Genomic DNA, 19,580 nt, shown 5'->3' with positions numbered 1-19,580 from the left:
TTTATGTAAAACAGACTATTGCAAGATTAATGCAGATTGTAACAATTTTTTAAAAACAGCTATCGACAAACATCTTCAAGACAATTAAATAAGTAATAAAAGTTTGACATTAGTCAAATGAAAGCCGTCAGCAAAGCAAGGTCGTACGAGTATGAATTAACACCGCAGGGGCGCCCCTGCGGTACACGCATTATCATGCCGTTTCCGGACTCGCGCGAAATGCCTCAAGGCGCTTAATTTGCCGCCCTTCGCTATCAAAGTTCTCTAAGGCCAGCCAGCCGCGCAGGGCCGCGTCACGTTCCGGCCACTCGCTGTCGATAATGGACAGCATATCGCTGTCGCGGTTACGCCCTTTGCGCACCAGCTTCTGGCGCAGCCGCCCTTCCCAGGTAAAGCCCAGCCGCTCAGCGGCCCGGCGCGAGGCGATGTTCATCGAGTCGCACTTCCACTCCAGCCGACGGTAGCCCCGCTCAAAGCCATATTTCAGCAGCAGCCAGACTGCCTCGGTGCCGAGCGGGCTGTTTTTCATATTGCGCGACCAGGTGACATGCCCTATCTCCACCGAGCCCAGCTGTTGTTCAATGGCCATATAGCAGACCAGCCCGACAGCACGCTCGCTCTGGCGGTCGATCACCGCAAAAGGCACCAGCCCGATATCCTGCACTTTGCCCTGTACCCACAGAGCGGTCTCCTCAACGCTGGCAGGCTGATTGCTGGCAAGCCAGGTCCAGTCGCTGTCGTCGCCCAGGACATACGCCTCGAAAAGATCAACCGCATGCTTTTGGGCATCCAGCGGCTCAAGGCGACTAAAACGCCCCTCCAGCACCCCACGCTCTAATATGCTGGCCCCCTGCCAGCCAGGAACAGGATCGTTTACCGTCTGCCCCCAGATATTGATTTCCGGCACGCCATTACCCCTTTTGTTTGTTAGTAATTTGTTAAACCACAATACAGGATAGAGTTGATAACAGTAATGCAGGCGGGGGAAAGAACGCTATTTAATTCCAGGAGCGTCCCGGGGACAATCGGAGGGAGCAGGTCACGGACCTACAAGGTAAACGTTTTGTAGGCCGGGTAAGCGCCAGCGCCACCCGGCAGTGCAATGCAAATTACTTCAGGTTCTTAAGCATTTTCACCGTCGCGTCCAGGTCAATCTCATCTTCCGAGAAGATGTAGGTTTTGCCCTGGAAGGTGGTGATGGCCAGTTTTCTCACCGTGCGCATCTCGCCTGCTTTTGCCGTTGATTTCGGCGCGATATTGCCCATCAGGCTCTTCACCGACAGCACGCCGTTCTCTTTATCAATGCGGGTTTCAGCGGGCTCTTCTTCGCTGTAGACCAGGTAAGTCTTGATGGAGGTGATTTTATGGCGCTCGCCGTCGAGGAAGATGTACTTGCTCTCCGGGATCACCTTCACCGCATACGCCGACAAACCCTTGTTGTTGGTGGTGGGTTCAAACGTCACCGCGGCATCTTTCTTAATCAGATCGGGATTGGCGACCTTAATCACATGAAAATAGCGGTTATCGCCGTTTTCATCTTTGATAAAACCAAAGCCCTTATCTGCAAACCAGGTTGTGATTGTTCCGTTCATCGCCATCGCCGTTACCGCCTAATTAATCGTTACACACTCAATTTTTGCCGCGCGCAGTGTAAAGCACAACGCCTGCGCAAACCACGTCTTTAACGCAGGAACTACTCATTGCCCCACTGGTTGAGGAAATTGGCAATATCATCAATGCGCTGGGTGCTGATGCCTGCTTCCACCGCCATCTCGGTCTGGGCTTCTTCGCTGATCTCTTCGTTATTCATCAGACGGGTGATCAGCAGCTGGAAATAGAGCGCCAGGGAGTCACGCTCTGACTCGTTCACCGGCGTTGCCGCTTCCGTCGTGTACTCATCCACGATGTCATAATATTTAATCGGTACGTCGTTGCTCATATCTGTTCCTCAGGGTGTCGGTTGCTGCCTGATAATAGCATTCTCACGGCGTTTTGCCTTCCCAGGGGCGAGAGGCCAGGGACGCTTGCAGCAATCTGATAAAGTTTTCAGCCCGGGGGGAGCGATGCGCCGTGTCGTCACTGCTCAGCGCCACGATATCGGCATCGGGCAGCGAGTAATCCGCCAGAATTCTCACCAGCGTACCCGCGTTGAGCTGCGGGGCAATATCCCACTCCGAGCGCACCATGATCCCGCATCCCGCCATCGCCCACTGTTTAACCACGCTGCCCTGGTTACTGGCCAGCCGGGGATGGATCCGCACCGGCATCTCCGTCCCGTCGCGGCTAAAACGCCAGAGCGTGACGTCCTCATCATTCTCCCGCAGGGCAATGCAGCTGTGCTGTTTTAAGGCCGCCGGTGAAGTCGGTTCCCCCTGTTCGGCCAGATATTCCGGCGAGGCGCACACCAGACGCCGGTTAGCGGCAAGTTTGATGCAGCGAAGGGAAGAGTCGCGCAGCTCGCCAATATACACAATGACATCCCACCGGTGCATGGACGACCACTCCGGCACGTCGGACAGCGTCAGCTCCACCTCAAGCCCCGGATGCTGTAAGGCGTATTGCGCCAGAACAGGCGCCACATACTCATTACCAAACCCGAGCGGCGCCAGCACGCGCAGTTTGCCCGTCACCTGCTGCAGGCGGTTATCAATGATCGACTGCAGCTCACTGAGCTCGGCAATCACCCGCCGGGCGCGGGCGAGCACCAGGGAGCCCTCGTCGGTCAGGCTGACCACGCGCGAGGGACGCTGGATCAGCTTGACGCCCATCCGCGACTCAATGCCCTGCAACCGTTGGGTCACCGAAGAAGGGGAAATATTCAGGGCGCGCGCGGCGGCGGCAAGGGTTTTATGGGTTGCGATCGCATGGAAGAAACGCAGATCGTCGCTGTTAATCATTAAGGCCATACCTAATCAGGGATTACGGTTTTGTTTATTTAAACATAAATCATGAGATGTAAAACTGGCCAGACATTTTCCAGGAGATCCACACCATGACTACACCACGCTGGCTGAACGCCCCTGAAACGCCCTACCTTCTGATTGATGAGAGCCGTTATGTGCGCAACATTACCCGGCTCTATACGCATGTTGAGGGGCTGGGAAGCCAGGTCCGGCCGCATCTGAAGACCCTGCGCTCGCCCGAAGCCGCACGCTATCTGTTAAAACATCCGGACTCGCCGGCAACGGTTTCAACGCTTGCCGAAGCGGAAGGGTTTGCCGATGCCGGATATACCAACATCCTGTATGCCGTCGGGATTGCGCCCCATAAGCTGGCGCGGGCGGCGAAACTGATTAAGCGGGGCGTGAACCTGCATCTGCTGCTGGACACCCCGGAGCAGGCGCTTGCCCTGGCAGACTACGCCCGGCAGCATCAGGTGGTTTTTTCGGTATTTATTGAGGTGGACTGCGACGGGCATCGGGGCGGATTGCCGCCGGACAGCGAGGCACTGGTTGCCCTGGCGAGAGCCGTTCATGGCAACGGCGCGGTGCTGACCGGGCTAATGGCCCATGCGGGCGAGTCCTACAGCTGTCGCACCGAGGAGGCGATCCGTCAGGCCGCGCAGAACGAGTGTGATGCCATTCGTCTCGCCGGGCGTCGGGTCCGTGAGCTGGGTATCCCCTGCCCCGTGCTGAGCATCGGCGCCACCCCGACCGCGCATTTCTCGACAGAGCTTGCAGGCATAACGGAAGTGAGAGCCGGGGTCTTCACCACCTTTGATCTGGTGATGAAAAACGTGGGAGTCTGCGAAATTGACGACATTGCGCTTTCGGTCGTCACCACGGTGACAGGCCACAACCGGGACAAAAACTGGGTGTTTATTGATGCCGGCTGGATGGCGATGTCCCGCGACCGGGGTACGGCCTCACAGGCGACCGACTACGGCTACGGGCTGGTCTGTAATCTGGCGGGGCTACCTTATGACGGCGTTTGTCTGAGCATCACCAATCAGGAGCACGGCATCATCGCCCTGTCTGCTGACGCCTCCCTGACAACGGAAGATTTCCCTGTTGGCACTCGCCTGCGCATCCTGCCTAATCACGCCTGTGCAACAGCGGCAATGCATAGCGTTTACCAGGTGCTGATGAGGGATGGCCAGCAACGGACGTGGAACCGGATCACGGGCTGGTAGAGGGTGGTGTAGTGAGGGATTTCCGGAATGCGTCACGCAGATTAAAACGTTACCTGTGCCCGACGCTTTGTTTCACTTCTTGCCCCCCATAAAGTATGGCGCGTTCTCCGGAGGCGTTTACTTTATGGGCCAGTCTGAAAAAAACCGATGTTTCCATATTGTCAACAAGCCATCAACTTCCTATAATGTTTCCAGGATGGAAATAAGGGGCAAGGATGCATGTCGTATCAAGAGCACCTTTTGATTTAGCTACCAGACGATTTCCCAATCAGGCGCTTGCCCTGGATGACCTTTAACGGGTTTTAAAGAAAGAAAACTACCCGTCACCCGATTGGATGCGAAAGCGATTCCCCAGCCTGGACAGAATGAAATACCGGGAAAAATGGTGGGTCATTGATGTAGGCGGCGGGCACTTGCGAGTGATGTTTTTTGCTGATTTTGAGCGGGGAAGGATTTTTATCAAACATATCAGCACGCATGCAGAGTATGACAAGCTGACGGACCTCTACCGGAGAACCAAAGAATGAATTATGCACAGGCCATTAAAGCAGCCAACGATCTGGCAAACGTCCTGCCTTTTCTGGGAGCACGTCCGTCGCGTAAAGACTATGAGGACGCGCTGTCGCTGATGGAGTACCTGATCGAGCACCAGCCCGACAGCCCGCTCATCGATATGCTGACCGCTAAGATCGATAAATACGAGAATGAATCGCCAGAGTTTGCTGAGTTTAACGCCCGTATTGCCAGTACGCCTTCCGGCGTTGCGCTGCTACGAACGCTGATGGATCAGCATCATTTGACGCAGAGCGACCTGGAGAATGAGATTGGCAAGAAATCGCTGGTCAGCCGGATCCTCAACGGACAACGCACATTAACGCTGGAACATATGCGGGCGCTGGCGAAGCGTTTTGATTTGCCGGTCAGTGCGTTTGTCGGCGACTGAAGGCGTTCCTCACCCGTTGTCTATACTCAACGTATAACAGACAACGGAGTGCGCCATGCCTTTACCCGACTTTCATTCCTCTGAACCCTTCACCCTTGGCATCGAACTGGAACTGCAGGTGGTTAATCCGCCGGGCTACGATCTGAGTCAGGACTCCTCCGCGCTTATCGCCGCCGTCAAAGACGACATCAAAGGCGGGGAAGTGAAGCACGATATCACCGAAAGCATGCTCGAAATCGCCACCGGCGTGTGCCAGAACATCGACCAGGCGGCGGCGCAGTTCTCCGCGATGCAGCAGAGCATTCTGCGGGCCGCGGCGGAGCAGCATATCCAGATTTGCGGCGGCGGTACGCATCCGTTTCAGAAGTGGCAGCGTCAGGAGGTGTGCGAGGATGAGCGCTATAACGCCACGCTTGAGCGCTTCGGCTATCTGATTTTGCAGGCGACGGTGTTTGGCCAGCACGTTCACGTCGGCTGTCGCACCGGGGATGACGCCATCTACCTGCTGCACGGGCTGTCGCGCTTTGTGCCGCACTTCATCGCCCTGGCGGCCACCTCGCCCTATATGCAGGGCACCGACACGAAGTTCTCGTCATCAAGGCTCAATATCTTCTCCGGGTTCCCGGATAACGGCCTGATGCCGTGGGTCAGCAGCTGGCAGGAGTTCGAAGGACTGTTCCGTCGCCTGAGCCACACCAGCATGATCGACAGCATTAAGGATCTGCACTGGGACATTCGCCCGAGCCCCCATTTCGGCACCGTGGAGGTGCGGGTGATGGATACCCCGCTCACCCTCGCCCATGCCATTAATATCGCCGGGCTGATCCAGGCCACCTCCCACTGGCTGCTGACCACCCGGCCTTATAAGCATCAGGAGCGGGATTTTCTGCTCTATCGCTTTAACCGTTTTCAGGCCTGCCGCTACGGGCTGGAGGGGATCCTGACCGACGTCCACACCGGGGAGCAAAAAACCATTGCGGAGGATCTCGCCTGGCTGCTGGAGCGCGTCGCGCCGTCGGCGGAAAAAGTGGGCGCCAGCAGCGCGATCCAGGAAATTGCCCTGCGGTTAAAGCAGGGCAAGAGCGAGGCAGACCTGATGCGGGACTTTATCGCAGACGGCGGTTCACTTATTTCTCTGGTGCAGAAGCACTGCGATCTGTGGGCGACGAGTCCGTAAGGCGGTGCCCCCACTCGCGCAGGCGCTGGAACAGCACAAACAGCGCCGGGATAAAGACAATCCCCACCAGGGTGGCCACCAGCATACCGCTGAACACCGTGGTGCCGATGATGCGACGGCTCTGGGCACCCGCCCCGGTCGCCAGCATCATCGGTAGTACGCCGATAATGAACGACACGGCGGTCATCATCACCGCCCGGAAACGGCGCGTGGCCCCTTCGCGCGCCGCATCAACAATCGCCATCCCCTCATTGCGCCGCGCGCGGGCAAACTCGACGATCAGGATCGCGTTTTTGGCCGCGAGGGCGATCAGCAGGACCAGGCCAATCTGCACGTAGACGTCGTTGGCGTACCCGGCAACCCACAGCCACACCAGCGCCCCGCCGATGGCGAACAGCACCGAGAGCATGACGCTTGCCGGGAGCGTCCAGCTCTCATACTGGGCGACGAGGAACAGCCACGCCATCACCACCGCCGCCAGCACAATCCAGATCGCCTGATTCCCGGTCTGCTGCTCCTGATATGACATCCCGCTCCAGGCGTAGTCATACCCGGCGGGCAGGTGCTCCGCCAGCAGCTGCCCCATCGCCGCCATCGCCGTACTGCTGCTGACCCCGGCTGCCGCCGAGCCGCTCACGGAGACGGACGGGAACTGGTTGTACTGCTGCAGGAACGGCGCGCCGACGGTCGGCGTGATGGTGACCAGGTTGCTCAGGCGTACCCGCTCGCCGTTATTGCTGCGCACGAACAGCTCGCCGATCTGCTCCGCCCGCTCGCGCCACTGCATCTCGTTTTGCATCACCACGTGGTAGACGCGGTTGTTGACGCTGAAATCCCCGGCGCGGGTGCCGCCAAAGGCGGTCTGCAGGCTGCTGAAGATGCGCGACACCGGCACGTCGAGACGCGCGGCCCGCTCGCGATCGACGGTGAGGGTCAGCTGCGGCACGTTGCTGCTCCAGGTGGTGAACACCCGGTTCAGCTGCGGATGCTGGTTGGCTTTCGCCAGCACTTCGCGCGTCACGCGCTCCAGCTCCGCCGGACTTTGCCCCGCCTGGGCCTGAATGCGCAGGTCGAAGCCGGAGGCGTTGCCCAGCCCCGGCAGCGTCGGCGGCGCGAAGGTCATGATGGTGGCTTCCGGCAGGGCCAGCAGCTGGCGCTGCAGCGTGCCCATCACCTCATCCAGCGCGGGGCGCTCGCTCCAGTCCTTCAGCATCACGGAGATAAAGCCGCCGTTGGAGGCGCTGGTGCCGTTGAGAATGTTAAATCCGGAGACCTGAATCACGTCCTCCACCGCCGGATTTTTAGCGATCAGCTCCCGGGCGGTTTTCATCACCGCTTCGGTGCGCTCCAGCGAGGCCGCTTCCGGCAACTGGACGCTGGCAAAGAAGTAGCCCTGATCCTCCTGGGGCAGGAAGCCTTTTGGCATCGACATAAAGCTGAAGACCACTACCGCGGCCGCCCCTGCGGTGGCCAGCAGCGCCAGCCACGGGCGCAGGTTAAACAGGCTGACGATGCGGGAGTACCCGTTGCGGGTGGCATCCAGCCCGCGGTTGAAGCCGCGATAAATTGCCGCCGGGCGCGCAGGACGCGGGCGCAGCAGCATGGCGCACAGGGCAGGCGTCAGGGTCAGCGCCACCAGGCTTGAGAGGGTAACCGCCGTCGAGAGCGTCACCGCGAACTGGCGGAACAGCTCGCCGACGATCCCCGGCAGCAGCGCCACCGGCACAAACACCGCCAGCAGCACCAGGGTGGTGGCGATCACCGGCCCGGCAATCTGGCGCAGCGCCTGGGCGGTGGCCGCCGTACGGCTCAGCCCTTCCGCCATCAGGGTTTCGACGCTCTCCACCACCACGATGGCGTCATCCACCACCATGGTCAGGGCCAGAATGATGGCAAACAGGCTCAGGGTGTTGGCGGAATACCCCAGGGTATAGAGCACCGCAAAGGTGCCCACCAGCGACACCGGAATAGCGAGAGCGACAATCAGCGTGGCGCGCCAGCTCTGCAGGAACAGGGAGACCACCACCACAACCGCCAGCAGGGTCAGCGCCAGCGAGACGCCAATCTCCTTGATGGTCGCCGCAACAAAGGTGGTGGTGTCAAACTTCACCTCATACGTCAGATCGTCCGGGAAGCGCGTCGAGAGACGCTCCAGCTCGGCACGAACCGCGTCGGCCACCCGCAGGGCGTTAGCGGATGGCGTCGGGTAGATCCCCAGATACGCCGAGTCATGACCGTTAAGCTGAGCGCCGGAGCTGTAGCTGCGGGAGCCGAGTTCAATGGTGGCGACATCCTTCAGGCGCACCAGCTGGCCCATCTCGCCCGCGCGAATGACGATCCCGGCAAAGTCGTCGGCCTGATTTAAGCGCCCCAGCCCGTTGATGGTCAGGGTCTGCTGCTGGCCGTTAAACACCGGCGGCGTTCCCACCTGCCCCGCCGCCCCCTGCACGTTCTGCTCGCGCAGCGCCTGGGCCACGTCGTCGGTGGTGACGTTCAGGGCGTTCATCCGATCCGGTCGCAGCCAGATGCGCATGCTGTAGTCCCGCGCGCCAAACATCTGTACCTGCCCGACGCCCGGTAAACGGGCCAGCGCCTCGCGCACCTGGGTGCTGGCGTAGTTGCTGACGAACAGCGGCGTGTGGCTGTTGTTGGGTGAGTAAAGACTTACCCCCATCATCAGGTTGGTGGCACGCTTGCGCACCTGCACGCCGTTTTGCTGGGCCTCGGTGGGCAGTTGCGCCACGGCCTGGGCCACGCGGTTCTGCACGTCGATGGCGGCGAGATCCGGATCGGTGCCCGCGGCAAAAGTGATGTTCAGGCTGTAGCTGCCTTCGTCAGAGCTGGTGGACTCCATGTACAGCATGTGATCCACGCCGTTAAGCTGGGTCTCCAGCGGCGTGGCGATGGCCTCCGCCACGTCGGCCGAGCTGGCGCCGGGCCATGAGGCTGACACATTCACCACCGGGGGGGTGATCTGCGGATACTGCTCCACGGGAATGATCTTCAGGGCGATAGCCCCCATCAGGGCAACAACCAGCGCAATGACCATCGCGAAGCGCGGGCGTTTGATGAAAAACGTCAGCATGATGGCTCCTTAATTCAGTATCTGGACTGTAGCGCCCGACGACACGCGCTGCGCGCCGTCAGCGATAGCTCGCTCACCGGGCTTAACACCGGATGCAATCTGGAACTGCTGGCCGATCTGCCCGGCGATGTTCAACGTGCGTTTTTCGGCTTTGCCGTCGGCGTTAACCACCCAGGCGAAGAACCCCTCGCCGTTTTGCTGGACCGCCGCAGCAGGCAGGGTCAGCACCGGCTGAACGCTTGCCGGGCGCAGGTACACATTCACGTTACCGCCGGACAGCAACTGATGGCGCGGGTTGGCGAACTCGGCACGCAGCATCACGCTGGCGGTGCGCGGGTCGATACGGTTATCCACCGAGGTCAGTTCCCCGCTTACGCGCTGGCCGTTGCTGTCGATCAGCGCCTGCCAGGCCTGCTTCATGGCGTGGATATCCGCATGCTGCCCGGCTTTGGTGGCAAACGCCCCCTCTTCCAGCGCGAAGGCGATGCGGATCGGGTCGAGCTGCACCACGTCCGCCAGCACGCCGCTGGCAGGATTCACCAGGCTGCCCACGTGGAACGGGCTGTGCCCCACGCGGCCGTCGATGGGGGAGATGATGCGGGTGTAGGTCAGGGTCAGGTTGCGGGCCTCAAGCCGGGCTCGCGCCTGCTCCAGCGCGGCGCTGGCCACGTCGCGCTGCATGCGGGCGTTGTCCACGTCATGGCGGCTGATGGCGTTGTTGTTGCCCAGGCTCTCGAAGCGGGAGAGCTGCTGCTGCGCCTGACGCAGCGTGGCTTCGGCGCTTTTCACCTCGGCCTGGGCCAGGCGCACGGCGGCACGCGGCTCGGCATCGTCCAGCTCAAACAGCACGTCGCCTTTTTTCACATACTGCCCGTCGCGAAAGTGGGTCCGGGTGATGACGCCTTCCGTGCGGGCCCGCAGCTCAACGGTGTGAATGGCTTCGATGCGGCCCGGGATTTGACGCTCCGCGGCGTGGGCGGTTTGCTCCACGGTGGCGACGCGCACGGGAATGGCGGCGGCGAAGGCGGAATTAAGGGTGCAGACGAGGAGCGCGCTGGCCAGGGCGGCGCGCAGGAAAGTCAGTTTCATAGAGAATGCCTCGGTGTTTGTCCCCTCACCCCGGCCCTCTCCCCATAGGGGCGAGGGAGAACACCGACTATTCCCTCTCCCCTGTGGGGAGAGGGTTAGGGTGAGGGGTAAGGTTTTAAGGTTTTGTCATGCAGCCTTGCGGAACCTGCGGGTCAGTCGCTTCTCAATTTCGACGATGAAGAACATCGCGCCCGCCATCCCCAGGGTCACACCCCAGTAGCGCAGCGGCAGGGCTTCAGTGCCGAACAGCATCTGCATAAACGGCAGGTAGATAATCGCCAGCTGCAGCAGAAGCAGCACGCCCGTCACCAGCCAGATCCCTTTGTTCGCAAGCAAGCCGCGGTTCAGGGAGAAGCCTTCGGTGTTGCGGCAGTTAATCATGTAGACCCACTGGGCGCAGACCAGCATCTGCAGCAGCACGGTGCGGATGAACTCGGCGCTGTGGCCGCGCGGAGCCAGCCAGGCCTCAAGCGCAAAGGCGGCGACGGCGATCAGGGTGCCGACGAAGGCCACGCGCCAGACGGCATAAGCGTCCATCACGTGCTGCCCGGTCTGACGCGGCGGGCGCTTCATGATGTTGCGCTCGGCGGCTTCAAAAGCCAGACCGAAGGAGAGCGTGGCGGAGGTCGCCATGTTCATCCACAGAATCAGCACCGGCGTCAGGGGAATAATGTTCCCCGCCAGCAGGGCAATCACAATCAGCAGACCCTGCGCGAGGTTGGTCGGCATGATAAACAGAATGGTCTTCTTCAGGTTGTCGTAGACGCGACGCCCCTCTTTCACCGCGCTGGCGATGGTGGCGAAGTTGTCGTCCGTCAGCACCATGTCGGCGGCCTCTTTGGTCACTTCGGTGCCCTTGATGCCCATCGCGATCCCAACGTCCGCCTGGCGCAGCGCCGGCGCGTCGTTCACGCCGTCACCGGTCATGCCGACGATCTCGCCTTTCTCCTGCAGGGCTTTCACCAGACGCAGCTTATGCTCGGGGCTGGTGCGGGCGAAAATGTCATACTCCACCGCCGCTTTTGCCAGCTCGGCATCGTCCATGTGCTCCAGCTGATAGCCGGTCACCGCCTGGGCGCTGTTGCTGATCCCCAGCATCTGGCCAATGCTCATCGCCGTCTGCGGGTGATCCCCGGTGATCATCTTCACGCGGATCCCCGCCTGCTGGCAGGCGTGAATGGCGTCGATGGCCTCCGGACGCGGCGGATCCATCATCCCGGCGATGCCGAGGAAGATCAGGCCGTGGCTGAGGTCGTCGTGGGTTAACGTCTGCTCACCGTTTGCCGGTTTGAACGCGGCGGCCACCATGCGCAGCCCCTGACGGGCATAGCGCTCCATCTCGGCTTCCCAATAGCTGCGGTTAAAGGCTTCGGCACCGCTGCGGGTCTGCTGCTGCGCGCAGAGGGCGAAAATCACGTCCGGCGCGCCGGTAATCAAAATCTGCTCCTCGCTACCAATCTGGTAGTGGGTGCTCATGTACTTGTACTGGGAGTCAAACGGGATCTTGTTGATGAGCGTGGTCATGACCGGCGCGAGCTTAGCCTTGGCCGCCAGCACCTTCAGCGCCCCTTCGGTTGGCCCACCGGTGATGCCCCACAGGCCGCGCTCGTCCTGAATCATCTGACTGTCGTTACAGAGGTCGACGGTGCGCAGGTACTGCTCCAGCACGGTACCCGGCTGGATCTGCACCGGCTCGTCGCTGCCCTCCAGACAGATATTGCCTTCCGGGGCGTAGCTGTCGCCCTCCACGCGGTAGCAGCTGTCGGCGGTGATGATCGCCTTAACGGTCATCTCGTTCATGGTCAGGGTGCCGGTTTTGTCCGAGCACACCACGGTCATCGCCCCCAGGGTTTCAACGGTGGGCAGTTTACGGATGATGGCGCGCTTGCGGGCCATCGCCTGCACGCCCAGGGAGAGAATAATGGAGATAATGGCCGGCAGACCTTCCGGTACGGCCGCCACCGCCAGGCTTATCAACGACAGCAGCAGCTCGCCGAGCGGCATGTCGCGCAGCAACAGGCTGAAGACGAACAGCGCGGCCATCATCGCCATGATCAGCCCGAAAATGGCCTTGCCGAGTTTGTCCATCTGCACCAGCAGCGGCGTGCGGTGTTTTTCGATCCCGGCCATCATCTGGTTAATGTGGCCCAGTTCGGTCTCCTGACCGGTGGCAATCACCACCCCGACGCCGCCGCCTGCGCTCACCGTCGTACCGGAGAAGACCAGATTGGTGCGATCGCCGAGCGGTAATTCGCCGTTCAGCGGCTGGGTGTGTTTATCCACGACCGTCGATTCGCCGGTCAGGATCGCTTCTTCAACGCGTAAATTATGCGCCTCAATTAAACGCATATCCGCTGGAATACGATCTCCGGCACGCAGGACAATAATATCCCCGGGGACTATTTCAGTTGTGGGTATTGTTTCATGGTTTCCGTCACGAATAACCCGCGCCTCGCTGGCGAGCATATTACGGATACTCTTCAGGGATTTTTCGGCGTTACTTTCCTGAATATGACCAATTAACGCATTAATGACCGCCACACCCAGAATAACCAGGGTATCGACCCAGTGGCCCATAATTGCCGTTAACGCCGCGGCGGCCAGCAGGACATAAATTAAGACGTCATTAAAATGGGCCAGAAAACGCAGCCACGCCGGTCGGGATTTTTTCTCCGGCAGGGCATTATGGCCATGCTGCTGCAGGCGCGCCTGCGCCTCAGCACGGCTCAGACCCGCGGCGGTACTCTGCTGCGCGGCAAGCGTCTGGTCAAGGGTCTGCTGGTACGCCAGGTTCGGCGTGGTGCCCGGCGCGGGCGGCGTCTGGGTGTGGTGCATTTTGGTCATATATCAGCTCCTTCAGTTTGCGGTGAGCAAAAGCCTGAATTCCATTTCTGCTTTTATAAATCAGTCGACAATAATGGGTTGTCACGGAAATTAATTTAACGCACTATTATTGCTATCGACGGCATTAAACAGATAACGTTTCATTTCAATACAGCTATTTTTACAAATTATTTCTAAACCTAAACTAAACGGAGGTCAGCATGTTTGGAATTTATCGCGGGCGTCGACTGGCGTTATATATAATCGCAGCAGTTGTTATTGCGACGTTAATTGGATACAGCACCTATACCTTTGTAAAACTATTAGCCGGAGGGTGACAGTAATTTACATTAGCGGAGATTAATTGAATTAATTCTTTTCTGGCAGGGATAATTCAGCGGATTAGCGGAGGATTATTTATCATCCTCCTCTCTGACGGTTGATATTGCTTTACGAAGCCCTATCCGTGACAATGTTATTTTTAACTGACGATTAACATTATTATGAAACACCCGTTAGAATCGCTGTTAACGGCTGGCGGCATCTTACTGATGGCCTTTCTCTCCGTTCTGCTGCTGCCAGCACCCTCCCTGGGGCTGGTGCTGGCGCAAAAGCTGATGGGCACCTTCCATCTGATGGATCTCAACCAGCTTTACACCATCCTCTTCTGCCTGTGGTTTTTAGTCCTCGGCGCCATCGAATTCTTTGTTCTGCGTTTCATCTGGCGCCGCTGGTTTTCACGGGCGGCGTAAGCCGGTTAAATCGCGCATGCCGTGGATCAGGGCTTCACACCAGGCCGCGTAGTCGTGGCCGCTGGACCACGGATGGAAGCTGACACGGTAGCCTTTCTGCCGCAAAACCTGTTCAAAATCCTGGGTCGTGCGATAGATCCCTCCCCCCGGCCCGGTGGTTTCGAACTTCCCGGCCTGTAGCCAGAAGCGCACCGGATACTGCGGTGACTGCTGGTACTGACGCGTCAGCCAGCCTGGCGCTTCCCCTTTCGGGGCCCACCAGTAGGAGCCGGACAGGCTCAGCACATTCCCAAAGAGACGCGGATAGCGCAGCGCCACCCATGAAGAGGCGATCCCGCCATAGCTTGACCCCGCCAGCACGGTTTTCTGCCGCTGCATGGCGACCCCCTGCCCGCGCAACCACGGCAGTAGTTCGTGCGCCATAAAGTCGGCAAAATCCGCATTCGGCGGCAACTCTTTACTGCGTCGGGCGTGATCGAGACTGTCGACAAACACCACGTTGACCGGCGGGAGATGGTGACGGGCAATCAGGCCATCCAGCACGTTGGCGAAATGGTACTCGTCCTGATAGATCTGGCCGTCAAAGAGGATTAACGTCCAGCGTGCAGGCTGCGGCCCACGCGGTTTGTAGATCATTACTTCCCGGGAATTACCCAGAATAGTGCTGGTCAGCGTCTGGCGGCTCAGCGAGCCCTGCGTCAGCGGCCTGGAGGTGGCCTGAACGGAGCAGTAGCGCGCCGGGCTGAGATCGAGCAGAGAGTAGCGGTTCCAGCGATCGGTTTTCTGTTCACCAAAGGTGTTCGGGTTTAGCGGATCGGCCTGGGCGCTGACGAGGATCGCCCGTCGCTGTTCGCGGGGAGAGCCGTCAATTGTCGGCACATCCGGGGCGAGCTTGTACTGCATCACCGTGTCGGCGGGCACGACGAAGCTGCGGAACCAGACGTCACTGTTACCGAGGCGGAACAGCGGATCGTGATCCCCCGCCGGAGAACCGAGAATAAAGACGTTGCCGCGCGCGCCACGCCACAGGAAGGTGACGCGCTTGTGGTGCGCGTCAACCGGCTCCACCATCGGCGTTCCCTGCCGAATTTGCGCCTGCCAGAACGCATCGGTACTTCCCCCGGCAGCAACCGTTTTAGCCAGCGCCTGCAGCGTCGGGCTTTCAGGCATCAGCATTTGTACGCGCGGTAAGGCAGAAGTCTCTTTCATCCGCCACTGAAAACGCCAGGGCTTGCCGGCTTCGCCATGCAGCACCAGGGAGCTGTTCTGCTTCACCGGCAGGGCAAACAGCAGGGTGTGTTCCCCGTCGGCAGGGCCATTTTCAACCAGGGTGCGGATACGGCGGTTCTGGCCGTCCAGCTGGCGGGCATCGGTTACGCCGTTCAGCGTGGCCGAAACATAGTTTTCACCCAACTCTGGCAGGCTAAAACAGACTTCACCGCTGGCATCAAACTTTCCCTGAACCTCCCCTTGCAGGGACGAGGGTTCGCACGTCGCCGCCACGGCGGGCAGCGCCCCGATCCCTAATAACAAACCACTCCATGCCCTCTTCATTACCGCGTGTCCCCCCAAAATTTGTTAACAACGCTAATGCAAATGGTAATAGTTTGCAATATCATTTGGGCGAATTGATCGGTGTTTATATGGCGATAGCAACCAAGGATGTTAAATAAAAATGTTTAAAAATAATAAGATAATGCAGGCATGGCTCCTGAGTCTGGCCACGGTTAGCGTGGCGGCTCAGGCAGAAAACGGAGAAGAAACCATTACGGTGACGCAGGGAACGAGTGAAGAACCTACCGCCCCGGTGAAGGGCATCGTGGCCACCAAAACCCTCTCCGCCACCAAAACCAGCGCGGAGATCGTGAGGACGCCGCAGTCGGTCTCGGTGATCACTCGCGATCAGATGAACATGCAGGATGTGACCTCCGTATCCCAGGCGCTGCGCTACTCGGCGGGGGTGTTTACCGAATACCGCGGATCGTCAAACCGTAACGATGAAGTGTTTGTGCGTGGCTTTAGCTATGTGCCGAAATTCCTCGACGGGTTAAGTTTCGGCGCCACCGCCTCGTCACAGACGGGAACGGTTGACCCCTGGTTGCTGGAGCGTGTGGAGCTGGTGCGCGGCCCGGCCTCGGTCCTGTTTGGCCAGGTCAATCCGGGTGGGTTAATCAGCATGACCAGCAAGCGCCCGACCTCTGAATCCATTCACAACGTTCAGTTCCGCACCGGCAATAACGACCTCGCGGAAGGCGCGTTTGATTTCGGCGGCAAGCTCAGCGATGACGGCCGGGTGCTCTATCGCGTTAACGGCATCGCCCGCACCCAGCATAATCAGGTGGAGGATTATAAAGAGACGCGCATGGCGATTGCGCCGGCGATCACCTGGTATCCCAACGATCAGACCCGCTTTACGCTGTTGACCAGCTACCAGAAAGATCCCGATGCGGGATACCGCAACTTCCTGCCCGCGTACGGCACGGTAAAAAGCGTCGACGGCAAATACATTCCGCGCGACTTTAACGTCAGCGATCCGGATTACGATCAATCCTGGCGTGAGCAGACGATGATCGGCTACGAGCTGGAGCATCAGTTCGCCGATAACCTCACCTTCCGCCAGAACGCGCGTTACGCCACCATCAAGCAGAAGTATCGTTATCTGGTCTACGCCACCAGCGCCGCCAACAGCTCGGTACTGACCCGCCGCGCTCAGCATGAAGAACGTACCACGGATGAGTTTGGTCTGGATAATCAGCTGGAGTATCTGGCGAACACCGGTGCTGTCAGCCACACCCTGCTCGGCGGTTTTGACTACAAAACCAGCAAAGATAAACAGCTGCTGGAACGCGGGAGCGGTTCACAGTACGACCTCGACTGGCAAAATCCGGTTTACGGGGTGAATGTGGATGAAAGCAGCTTCCGGACCGCCAGCGACGAGCAGCAAAATCTCGATCAGATGGGGCTGTATCTGCAGGATCAGATGAGCTGGCATAACTGGGAGTGGCTGCTCTCCGGGCGTTACGACTGGAGCGAAGTGCGTACCAACGACTTCACCGATAGCAGCTTCACCCAGCAGAACGACAGTAAATTTACCTGGCGTACCGGCCTGCTGTACGCCTTCGACGTTGGTCTGTCGCCGTACATCAGCTACAGCACCTCGTTTGAACCGAACCTGCAAACCAACCGGGCACCGGGCGTCGGGCCGTTTAAACCTACCACCGGCGAGCAGACCGAAATCGGCCTGAAGTATCAGCCGGTCGGTACCACCCTGATGACCCTGGCGCTGTACGATTTAACCCAGGATAACGTGGCGACCTACAACAGCGCCGAAGGCTGGTTCGAAAACGCGGGCAAAGTGCGTTCGAAAGGCGTTGAGGCGGAGATCCACTCCACGCTGCTGGACAACATCAACCTGATTGGCTCTTACACTTACACGGATGCGAAAACCGAGAGCACAACGGTGGCGGGAACGGAAGGCAAAACGCCTGCGCGCATCCCGGCGCATATGGCCTCCGCGTTCGCCAGCTACACCCTGCCCGGCGGCGCGCTGAAGAGCCTGACCGCAGGCGTGGGCATGCGCTATATCGGCACCAGCTACGGCGATGCGAAGAACACCTTCAAAGTGCCGTCGGTGGATCTGTATGACGCCATGCTGAGCTACGATCTGGGCGAGATGAACAGCAGCCTGAAAGGGGCAAGCGTGCAGTTCAACGTCAACAACCTGGCGGATACGAAGTACGTTGCCTCCTGCGCAAGCGATACGGCGTGCTTTTACGGCATTGGCCGCACGGTGACGGCGACGGTGAATTACCGCTGGTAATGTGCCTGGCAAAAAATGCCGGGTGGCGGCTACGCCTTACCCGGCCTACGTTTCCACTTCCAGGACCGGTAAGCGTAGCGCCGCCGGGCAAACAAAAATCCGGGTTCGTTGCGCTCAGTGCGCCCGGCTGTGGTTATCCTTGCGATACGCCCCGGGCGGCTGGTTGAAGGTGCGGGTGAAGACGCGGGTAAAAGTCTGCTGGGAGTCAAAGCCGTAGCGCAGGCAGATGTCGTACACCTTTTCATCCGATTCACGCAGATCCCGCGCCGCCAGCCGCAGCTTGCGTTCACGAATATAACGCCCCAGGCTTTCCCCTTTGTACTGCATAAACAGCCGCTGCAGGTGCCATTTGGAGTAGCCCGCATGCCGGGCAATATCCTCAATGCGCAACGGCTGATGAAGATTGTCGTCAATCCAGTCGACGATAGTGTCGATAACCTGAGCGGAAATAGTCATGCTGCTCTCCCCCTCTGCTCTTCGATTTAACATTATTCCCACCACGCACGAAATTGTTGCGAGGCATCATCCACCCTCACCGGCTCCCCGAGCTCAGGGGTCAGCAGGCGATAGTTTTTATCCTTGCTGGCCTGCGTAAGCTGGATCAGTGGGTCGTTCCAGGTGTGTTTTGCCAGCACAAAGCGTCCGGAGTGGCCCGGAACCACCGCGCTGGCATTCAGATCCGCAGCCGCCTGCGCCGTTTCGGCAGGGTGCATGTGGATGTACTTCCAGTCCTGGTCGTACTGGCCGTTCTCCATGATCGCCAGATCGACTTTGCCGAACTGCTCGCCGATGGCGCTAAAGTGCGGGCCGTAGCCGGAGTCACCGCTGTAGAACACCTTTTTCTGCGGGGTAACGAACATAAAGCTGCCCCACAGGGTCTGGTTGCGCTTCAGCCCGCGCCCGGAGAAGTGACGCGCCGGCAGGACGTGAACGGTCAGATCATCGCTGATGCGCACCGATTGATCCCAGTCCCGCTCCTCAATGATCGACGGATCCATGCCCCAGTAGCGCAGATGCGATCCCACTCCCAGCGGCGTGACCACCCGCTTCACTTTCGGTATCAGCGCTTTGATGGTGGCGTAGTCAAGATGATCGTAGTGATCGTGCGAAATGATCAGCAGATCGATCTCAGGCATCTCTTCAGCACGCCACGGGTACTCCCCGGCAAAGGCTTTGTTAAGGAAGGAGAACGGCGCGGCGTAGTTGCTGAACACCGGGTCGATCAGAATGCGTTTACCCACCAGCTGCAGATACCACGAGGAGTGGCCGAGCCAGACCAGGGTCTCCTGATCCAGCGGCAGCTGCGCCAGATCGGTTTTCACCAGCGGCAGCGGCGCTGCAGGGCGCGCGTTCTCGCGCTTCGTCACCAGAAAATCCCACCACGCCGCCAGCATGTTCTTGTTGCCGGTAAATCCGGGGGTCGGCAGGGTGTTATGGAACTGGCCGTCGCGATACTGCGGCGAGGCGGCAAACTCACTCAGTTGCTCGCCCTGCGGCGGCTGGCCGAATCCGGCATTCAGTACGAACGGCAAGGTTGCCGCGGATGCAATAATCATCACTACCACCAGGCTAACAATAAAACGCTTTTTCATATCCCGACCCGAATTCGCGCCCCATCCGATGGCCTGCGCGGGCAAAACTTGATTATGAGTGAGTAAGCACTCATTATAGAAGTGATGCGAAAGTCGTCAAGACGTTTTAAGATCTTTGACATTCCGCGTTGCAGCCCCACAAAGGGCATGATTCAATCGGGGTTTTT

15 protein-coding genes and 1 pseudogene are annotated in these 19,580 nt (G+C 59.2%); 6 read left to right on the top strand and 10 right to left on the bottom strand.

The window, feature by feature from the left end:
* Nucleotides 1-193 precede the first annotated feature (193 nt).
* The 4 genes from FHN83_RS17460 to FHN83_RS17445 all read right to left on the bottom strand — a co-directional run bounded on the left by FHN83_RS17460 (nucleotide 194) and on the right by FHN83_RS17445 (nucleotide 2,906).
* Nucleotides 194-907, bottom strand: a complete 714-nt coding sequence (locus tag FHN83_RS17460) for a GNAT family N-acetyltransferase (protein ID WP_139564491.1) — start codon at nucleotides 905-907, stop codon at nucleotides 194-196.
* 202 nt (nucleotides 908-1,109) lie between these two features.
* On the bottom strand, nucleotides 1,110-1,598 hold the full coding sequence (locus FHN83_RS17455) for a cold-shock protein (RefSeq protein ID WP_039031591.1): 489 nt from the start codon (nucleotides 1,596-1,598) through the stop codon (nucleotides 1,110-1,112).
* A gap of 95 nt (nucleotides 1,599-1,693) precedes the next feature.
* Complete coding sequence (locus FHN83_RS17450) at nucleotides 1,694-1,939, bottom strand: YmjA family protein (protein WP_139564490.1); 246 nt, start codon at nucleotides 1,937-1,939, stop codon at nucleotides 1,694-1,696.
* A 43-nt stretch (nucleotides 1,940-1,982) separates the two neighbouring features.
* Complete coding sequence (locus FHN83_RS17445; protein WP_309241910.1) at nucleotides 1,983-2,906, bottom strand: LysR family transcriptional regulator; 924 nt, start codon at nucleotides 2,904-2,906, stop codon at nucleotides 1,983-1,985.
* An 86-nt stretch (nucleotides 2,907-2,992) separates the two neighbouring features.
* On the opposite strand from FHN83_RS17445, the gene FHN83_RS17440 reads away from it, so the two are divergent.
* From FHN83_RS17440 to FHN83_RS17425, 4 genes and pseudogenes are all read left to right on the top strand, one after another.
* On the top strand, nucleotides 2,993-4,132 hold the full coding sequence (locus FHN83_RS17440) for a DSD1 family PLP-dependent enzyme (RefSeq protein WP_139564489.1): 1,140 nt from the start codon (nucleotides 2,993-2,995) through the stop codon (nucleotides 4,130-4,132).
* A gap of 215 nt (nucleotides 4,133-4,347) precedes the next feature.
* Nucleotides 4,348-4,659: pseudogene (locus FHN83_RS17435) on the top strand (type II toxin-antitoxin system HigB family toxin).
* Nucleotides 4,656-5,075, top strand: coding sequence for a helix-turn-helix domain-containing protein (locus FHN83_RS17430; RefSeq protein WP_039031586.1), 420 nt, complete (start codon nucleotides 4,656-4,658; stop codon nucleotides 5,073-5,075). Before FHN83_RS17435 ends, FHN83_RS17430 begins: the two are co-directional and overlap by 4 nt.
* A gap of 55 nt (nucleotides 5,076-5,130) precedes the next feature.
* The gene (locus tag FHN83_RS17425; protein ID WP_139564488.1) at nucleotides 5,131-6,252 is read left to right on the top strand and encodes a YbdK family carboxylate-amine ligase; all 1,122 of its coding nucleotides are present in this window, start codon (nucleotides 5,131-5,133) and stop codon (nucleotides 6,250-6,252) included.
* Here FHN83_RS17425 and FHN83_RS17420 read toward each other — a convergent pair.
* The 3 genes from FHN83_RS17420 to FHN83_RS17410 form a co-directional block, all read right to left on the bottom strand.
* Nucleotides 6,203-9,337: an efflux RND transporter permease subunit gene (locus FHN83_RS17420; protein WP_139564487.1), complete on the bottom strand. Its 3,135-nt coding sequence runs from the start codon at nucleotides 9,335-9,337 to the stop codon at nucleotides 6,203-6,205. The genes FHN83_RS17425 and FHN83_RS17420 overlap by 50 nt on opposite strands.
* Before the next feature lie 9 nt (nucleotides 9,338-9,346).
* Nucleotides 9,347-10,426 carry an efflux RND transporter periplasmic adaptor subunit gene (locus tag FHN83_RS17415; protein WP_139564486.1) on the bottom strand — a complete coding sequence of 360 codons (1,080 nt, stop codon included), beginning with the start codon at nucleotides 10,424-10,426 and terminating at the stop codon, nucleotides 9,347-9,349.
* A 126-nt stretch (nucleotides 10,427-10,552) separates the two neighbouring features.
* Complete coding sequence (locus tag FHN83_RS17410) at nucleotides 10,553-13,261, bottom strand: cation-transporting P-type ATPase (RefSeq protein ID WP_139565451.1); 2,709 nt, start codon at nucleotides 13,259-13,261, stop codon at nucleotides 10,553-10,555.
* Between the two features lie 491 nt (nucleotides 13,262-13,752).
* On the opposite strand from FHN83_RS17410, the gene FHN83_RS17405 reads away from it, so the two are divergent.
* On the top strand, nucleotides 13,753-14,001 hold the full coding sequence (locus tag FHN83_RS17405) for a DUF1158 domain-containing protein (protein ID WP_039031581.1): 249 nt from the start codon (nucleotides 13,753-13,755) through the stop codon (nucleotides 13,999-14,001).
* Here FHN83_RS17405 and FHN83_RS17400 read toward each other — a convergent pair.
* Nucleotides 13,987-15,555 carry an alpha/beta hydrolase-fold protein gene (locus tag FHN83_RS17400; RefSeq protein ID WP_139564485.1) on the bottom strand — a complete coding sequence of 523 codons (1,569 nt, stop codon included), beginning with the start codon at nucleotides 15,553-15,555 and terminating at the stop codon, nucleotides 13,987-13,989. The genes FHN83_RS17405 and FHN83_RS17400 overlap by 15 nt on opposite strands.
* A gap of 121 nt (nucleotides 15,556-15,676) precedes the next feature.
* Between FHN83_RS17400 and FHN83_RS17395 the strand changes: the two genes are divergently transcribed.
* Entirely contained in the window at nucleotides 15,677-17,821 is a 2,145-nt protein-coding gene (locus FHN83_RS17395; RefSeq protein WP_139564484.1) for a TonB-dependent siderophore receptor, read from the top strand.
* 114 nt (nucleotides 17,822-17,935) lie between these two features.
* Here FHN83_RS17395 and FHN83_RS17385 read toward each other — a convergent pair whose 3' ends face one another.
* Nucleotides 17,936-18,277, bottom strand: a complete 342-nt coding sequence (locus tag FHN83_RS17385) for a RamA family antibiotic efflux transcriptional regulator (RefSeq protein WP_039031578.1) — start codon at nucleotides 18,275-18,277, stop codon at nucleotides 17,936-17,938.
* A 32-nt stretch (nucleotides 18,278-18,309) separates the two neighbouring features.
* Entirely contained in the window at nucleotides 18,310-19,413 is a 1,104-nt protein-coding gene (locus tag FHN83_RS17380; RefSeq protein ID WP_139564483.1) for an MBL fold metallo-hydrolase, read from the bottom strand.
* Between the last annotated feature and the right edge of the window lie 167 nt (nucleotides 19,414-19,580).

It is taken from the genome of Leclercia adecarboxylata, assembly GCF_006171285.1.
In the GTDB taxonomy this organism is placed as follows: domain Bacteria; phylum Pseudomonadota; class Gammaproteobacteria; order Enterobacterales; family Enterobacteriaceae; genus Enterobacter; species Enterobacter barmai.
Note: the sequence above shows the minus strand (reverse complement) of the source record. Positions and strands in the feature narration are given on the sequence as shown.

Coding starts and splice junctions, on each gene's coding strand:
- FHN83_RS17380 (WP_139564483.1), bottom strand. CDS start 19,413: ATGAAAAAGCGTTTTATTGTTAGCCTGGTGGTAGTGATGATTATTGCA.
- FHN83_RS17420 (WP_139564487.1), bottom strand. CDS start 9,337: ATGCTGACGTTTTTCATCAAACGCCCGCGCTTCGCGATGGTCATTGCG.
- FHN83_RS17405 (WP_039031581.1), top strand. CDS start 13,753: ATGAAACACCCGTTAGAATCGCTGTTAACGGCTGGCGGCATCTTACTG.
- FHN83_RS17395 (WP_139564484.1), top strand. CDS start 15,677: ATGTTTAAAAATAATAAGATAATGCAGGCATGGCTCCTGAGTCTGGCC.
- FHN83_RS17415 (WP_139564486.1), bottom strand. CDS start 10,426: ATGAAACTGACTTTCCTGCGCGCCGCCCTGGCCAGCGCGCTCCTCGTC.
- FHN83_RS17455 (WP_039031591.1), bottom strand. CDS start 1,598: ATGGCGATGAACGGAACAATCACAACCTGGTTTGCAGATAAGGGCTTT.
- FHN83_RS17450 (WP_139564490.1), bottom strand. CDS start 1,939: ATGAGCAACGACGTACCGATTAAATATTATGACATCGTGGATGAGTAC.
- FHN83_RS17385 (WP_039031578.1), bottom strand. CDS start 18,277: ATGACTATTTCCGCTCAGGTTATCGACACTATCGTCGACTGGATTGAC.
- FHN83_RS17440 (WP_139564489.1), top strand. CDS start 2,993: ATGACTACACCACGCTGGCTGAACGCCCCTGAAACGCCCTACCTTCTG.
- FHN83_RS17425 (WP_139564488.1), top strand. CDS start 5,131: ATGCCTTTACCCGACTTTCATTCCTCTGAACCCTTCACCCTTGGCATC.
- FHN83_RS17400 (WP_139564485.1), bottom strand. CDS start 15,555: ATGAAGAGGGCATGGAGTGGTTTGTTATTAGGGATCGGGGCGCTGCCC.
- FHN83_RS17430 (WP_039031586.1), top strand. CDS start 4,656: ATGAATTATGCACAGGCCATTAAAGCAGCCAACGATCTGGCAAACGTC.
- FHN83_RS17445 (WP_309241910.1), bottom strand. CDS start 2,906: ATGGCCTTAATGATTAACAGCGACGATCTGCGTTTCTTCCATGCGATC.
- FHN83_RS17410 (WP_139565451.1), bottom strand. CDS start 13,261: ATGCACCACACCCAGACGCCGCCCGCGCCGGGCACCACGCCGAACCTG.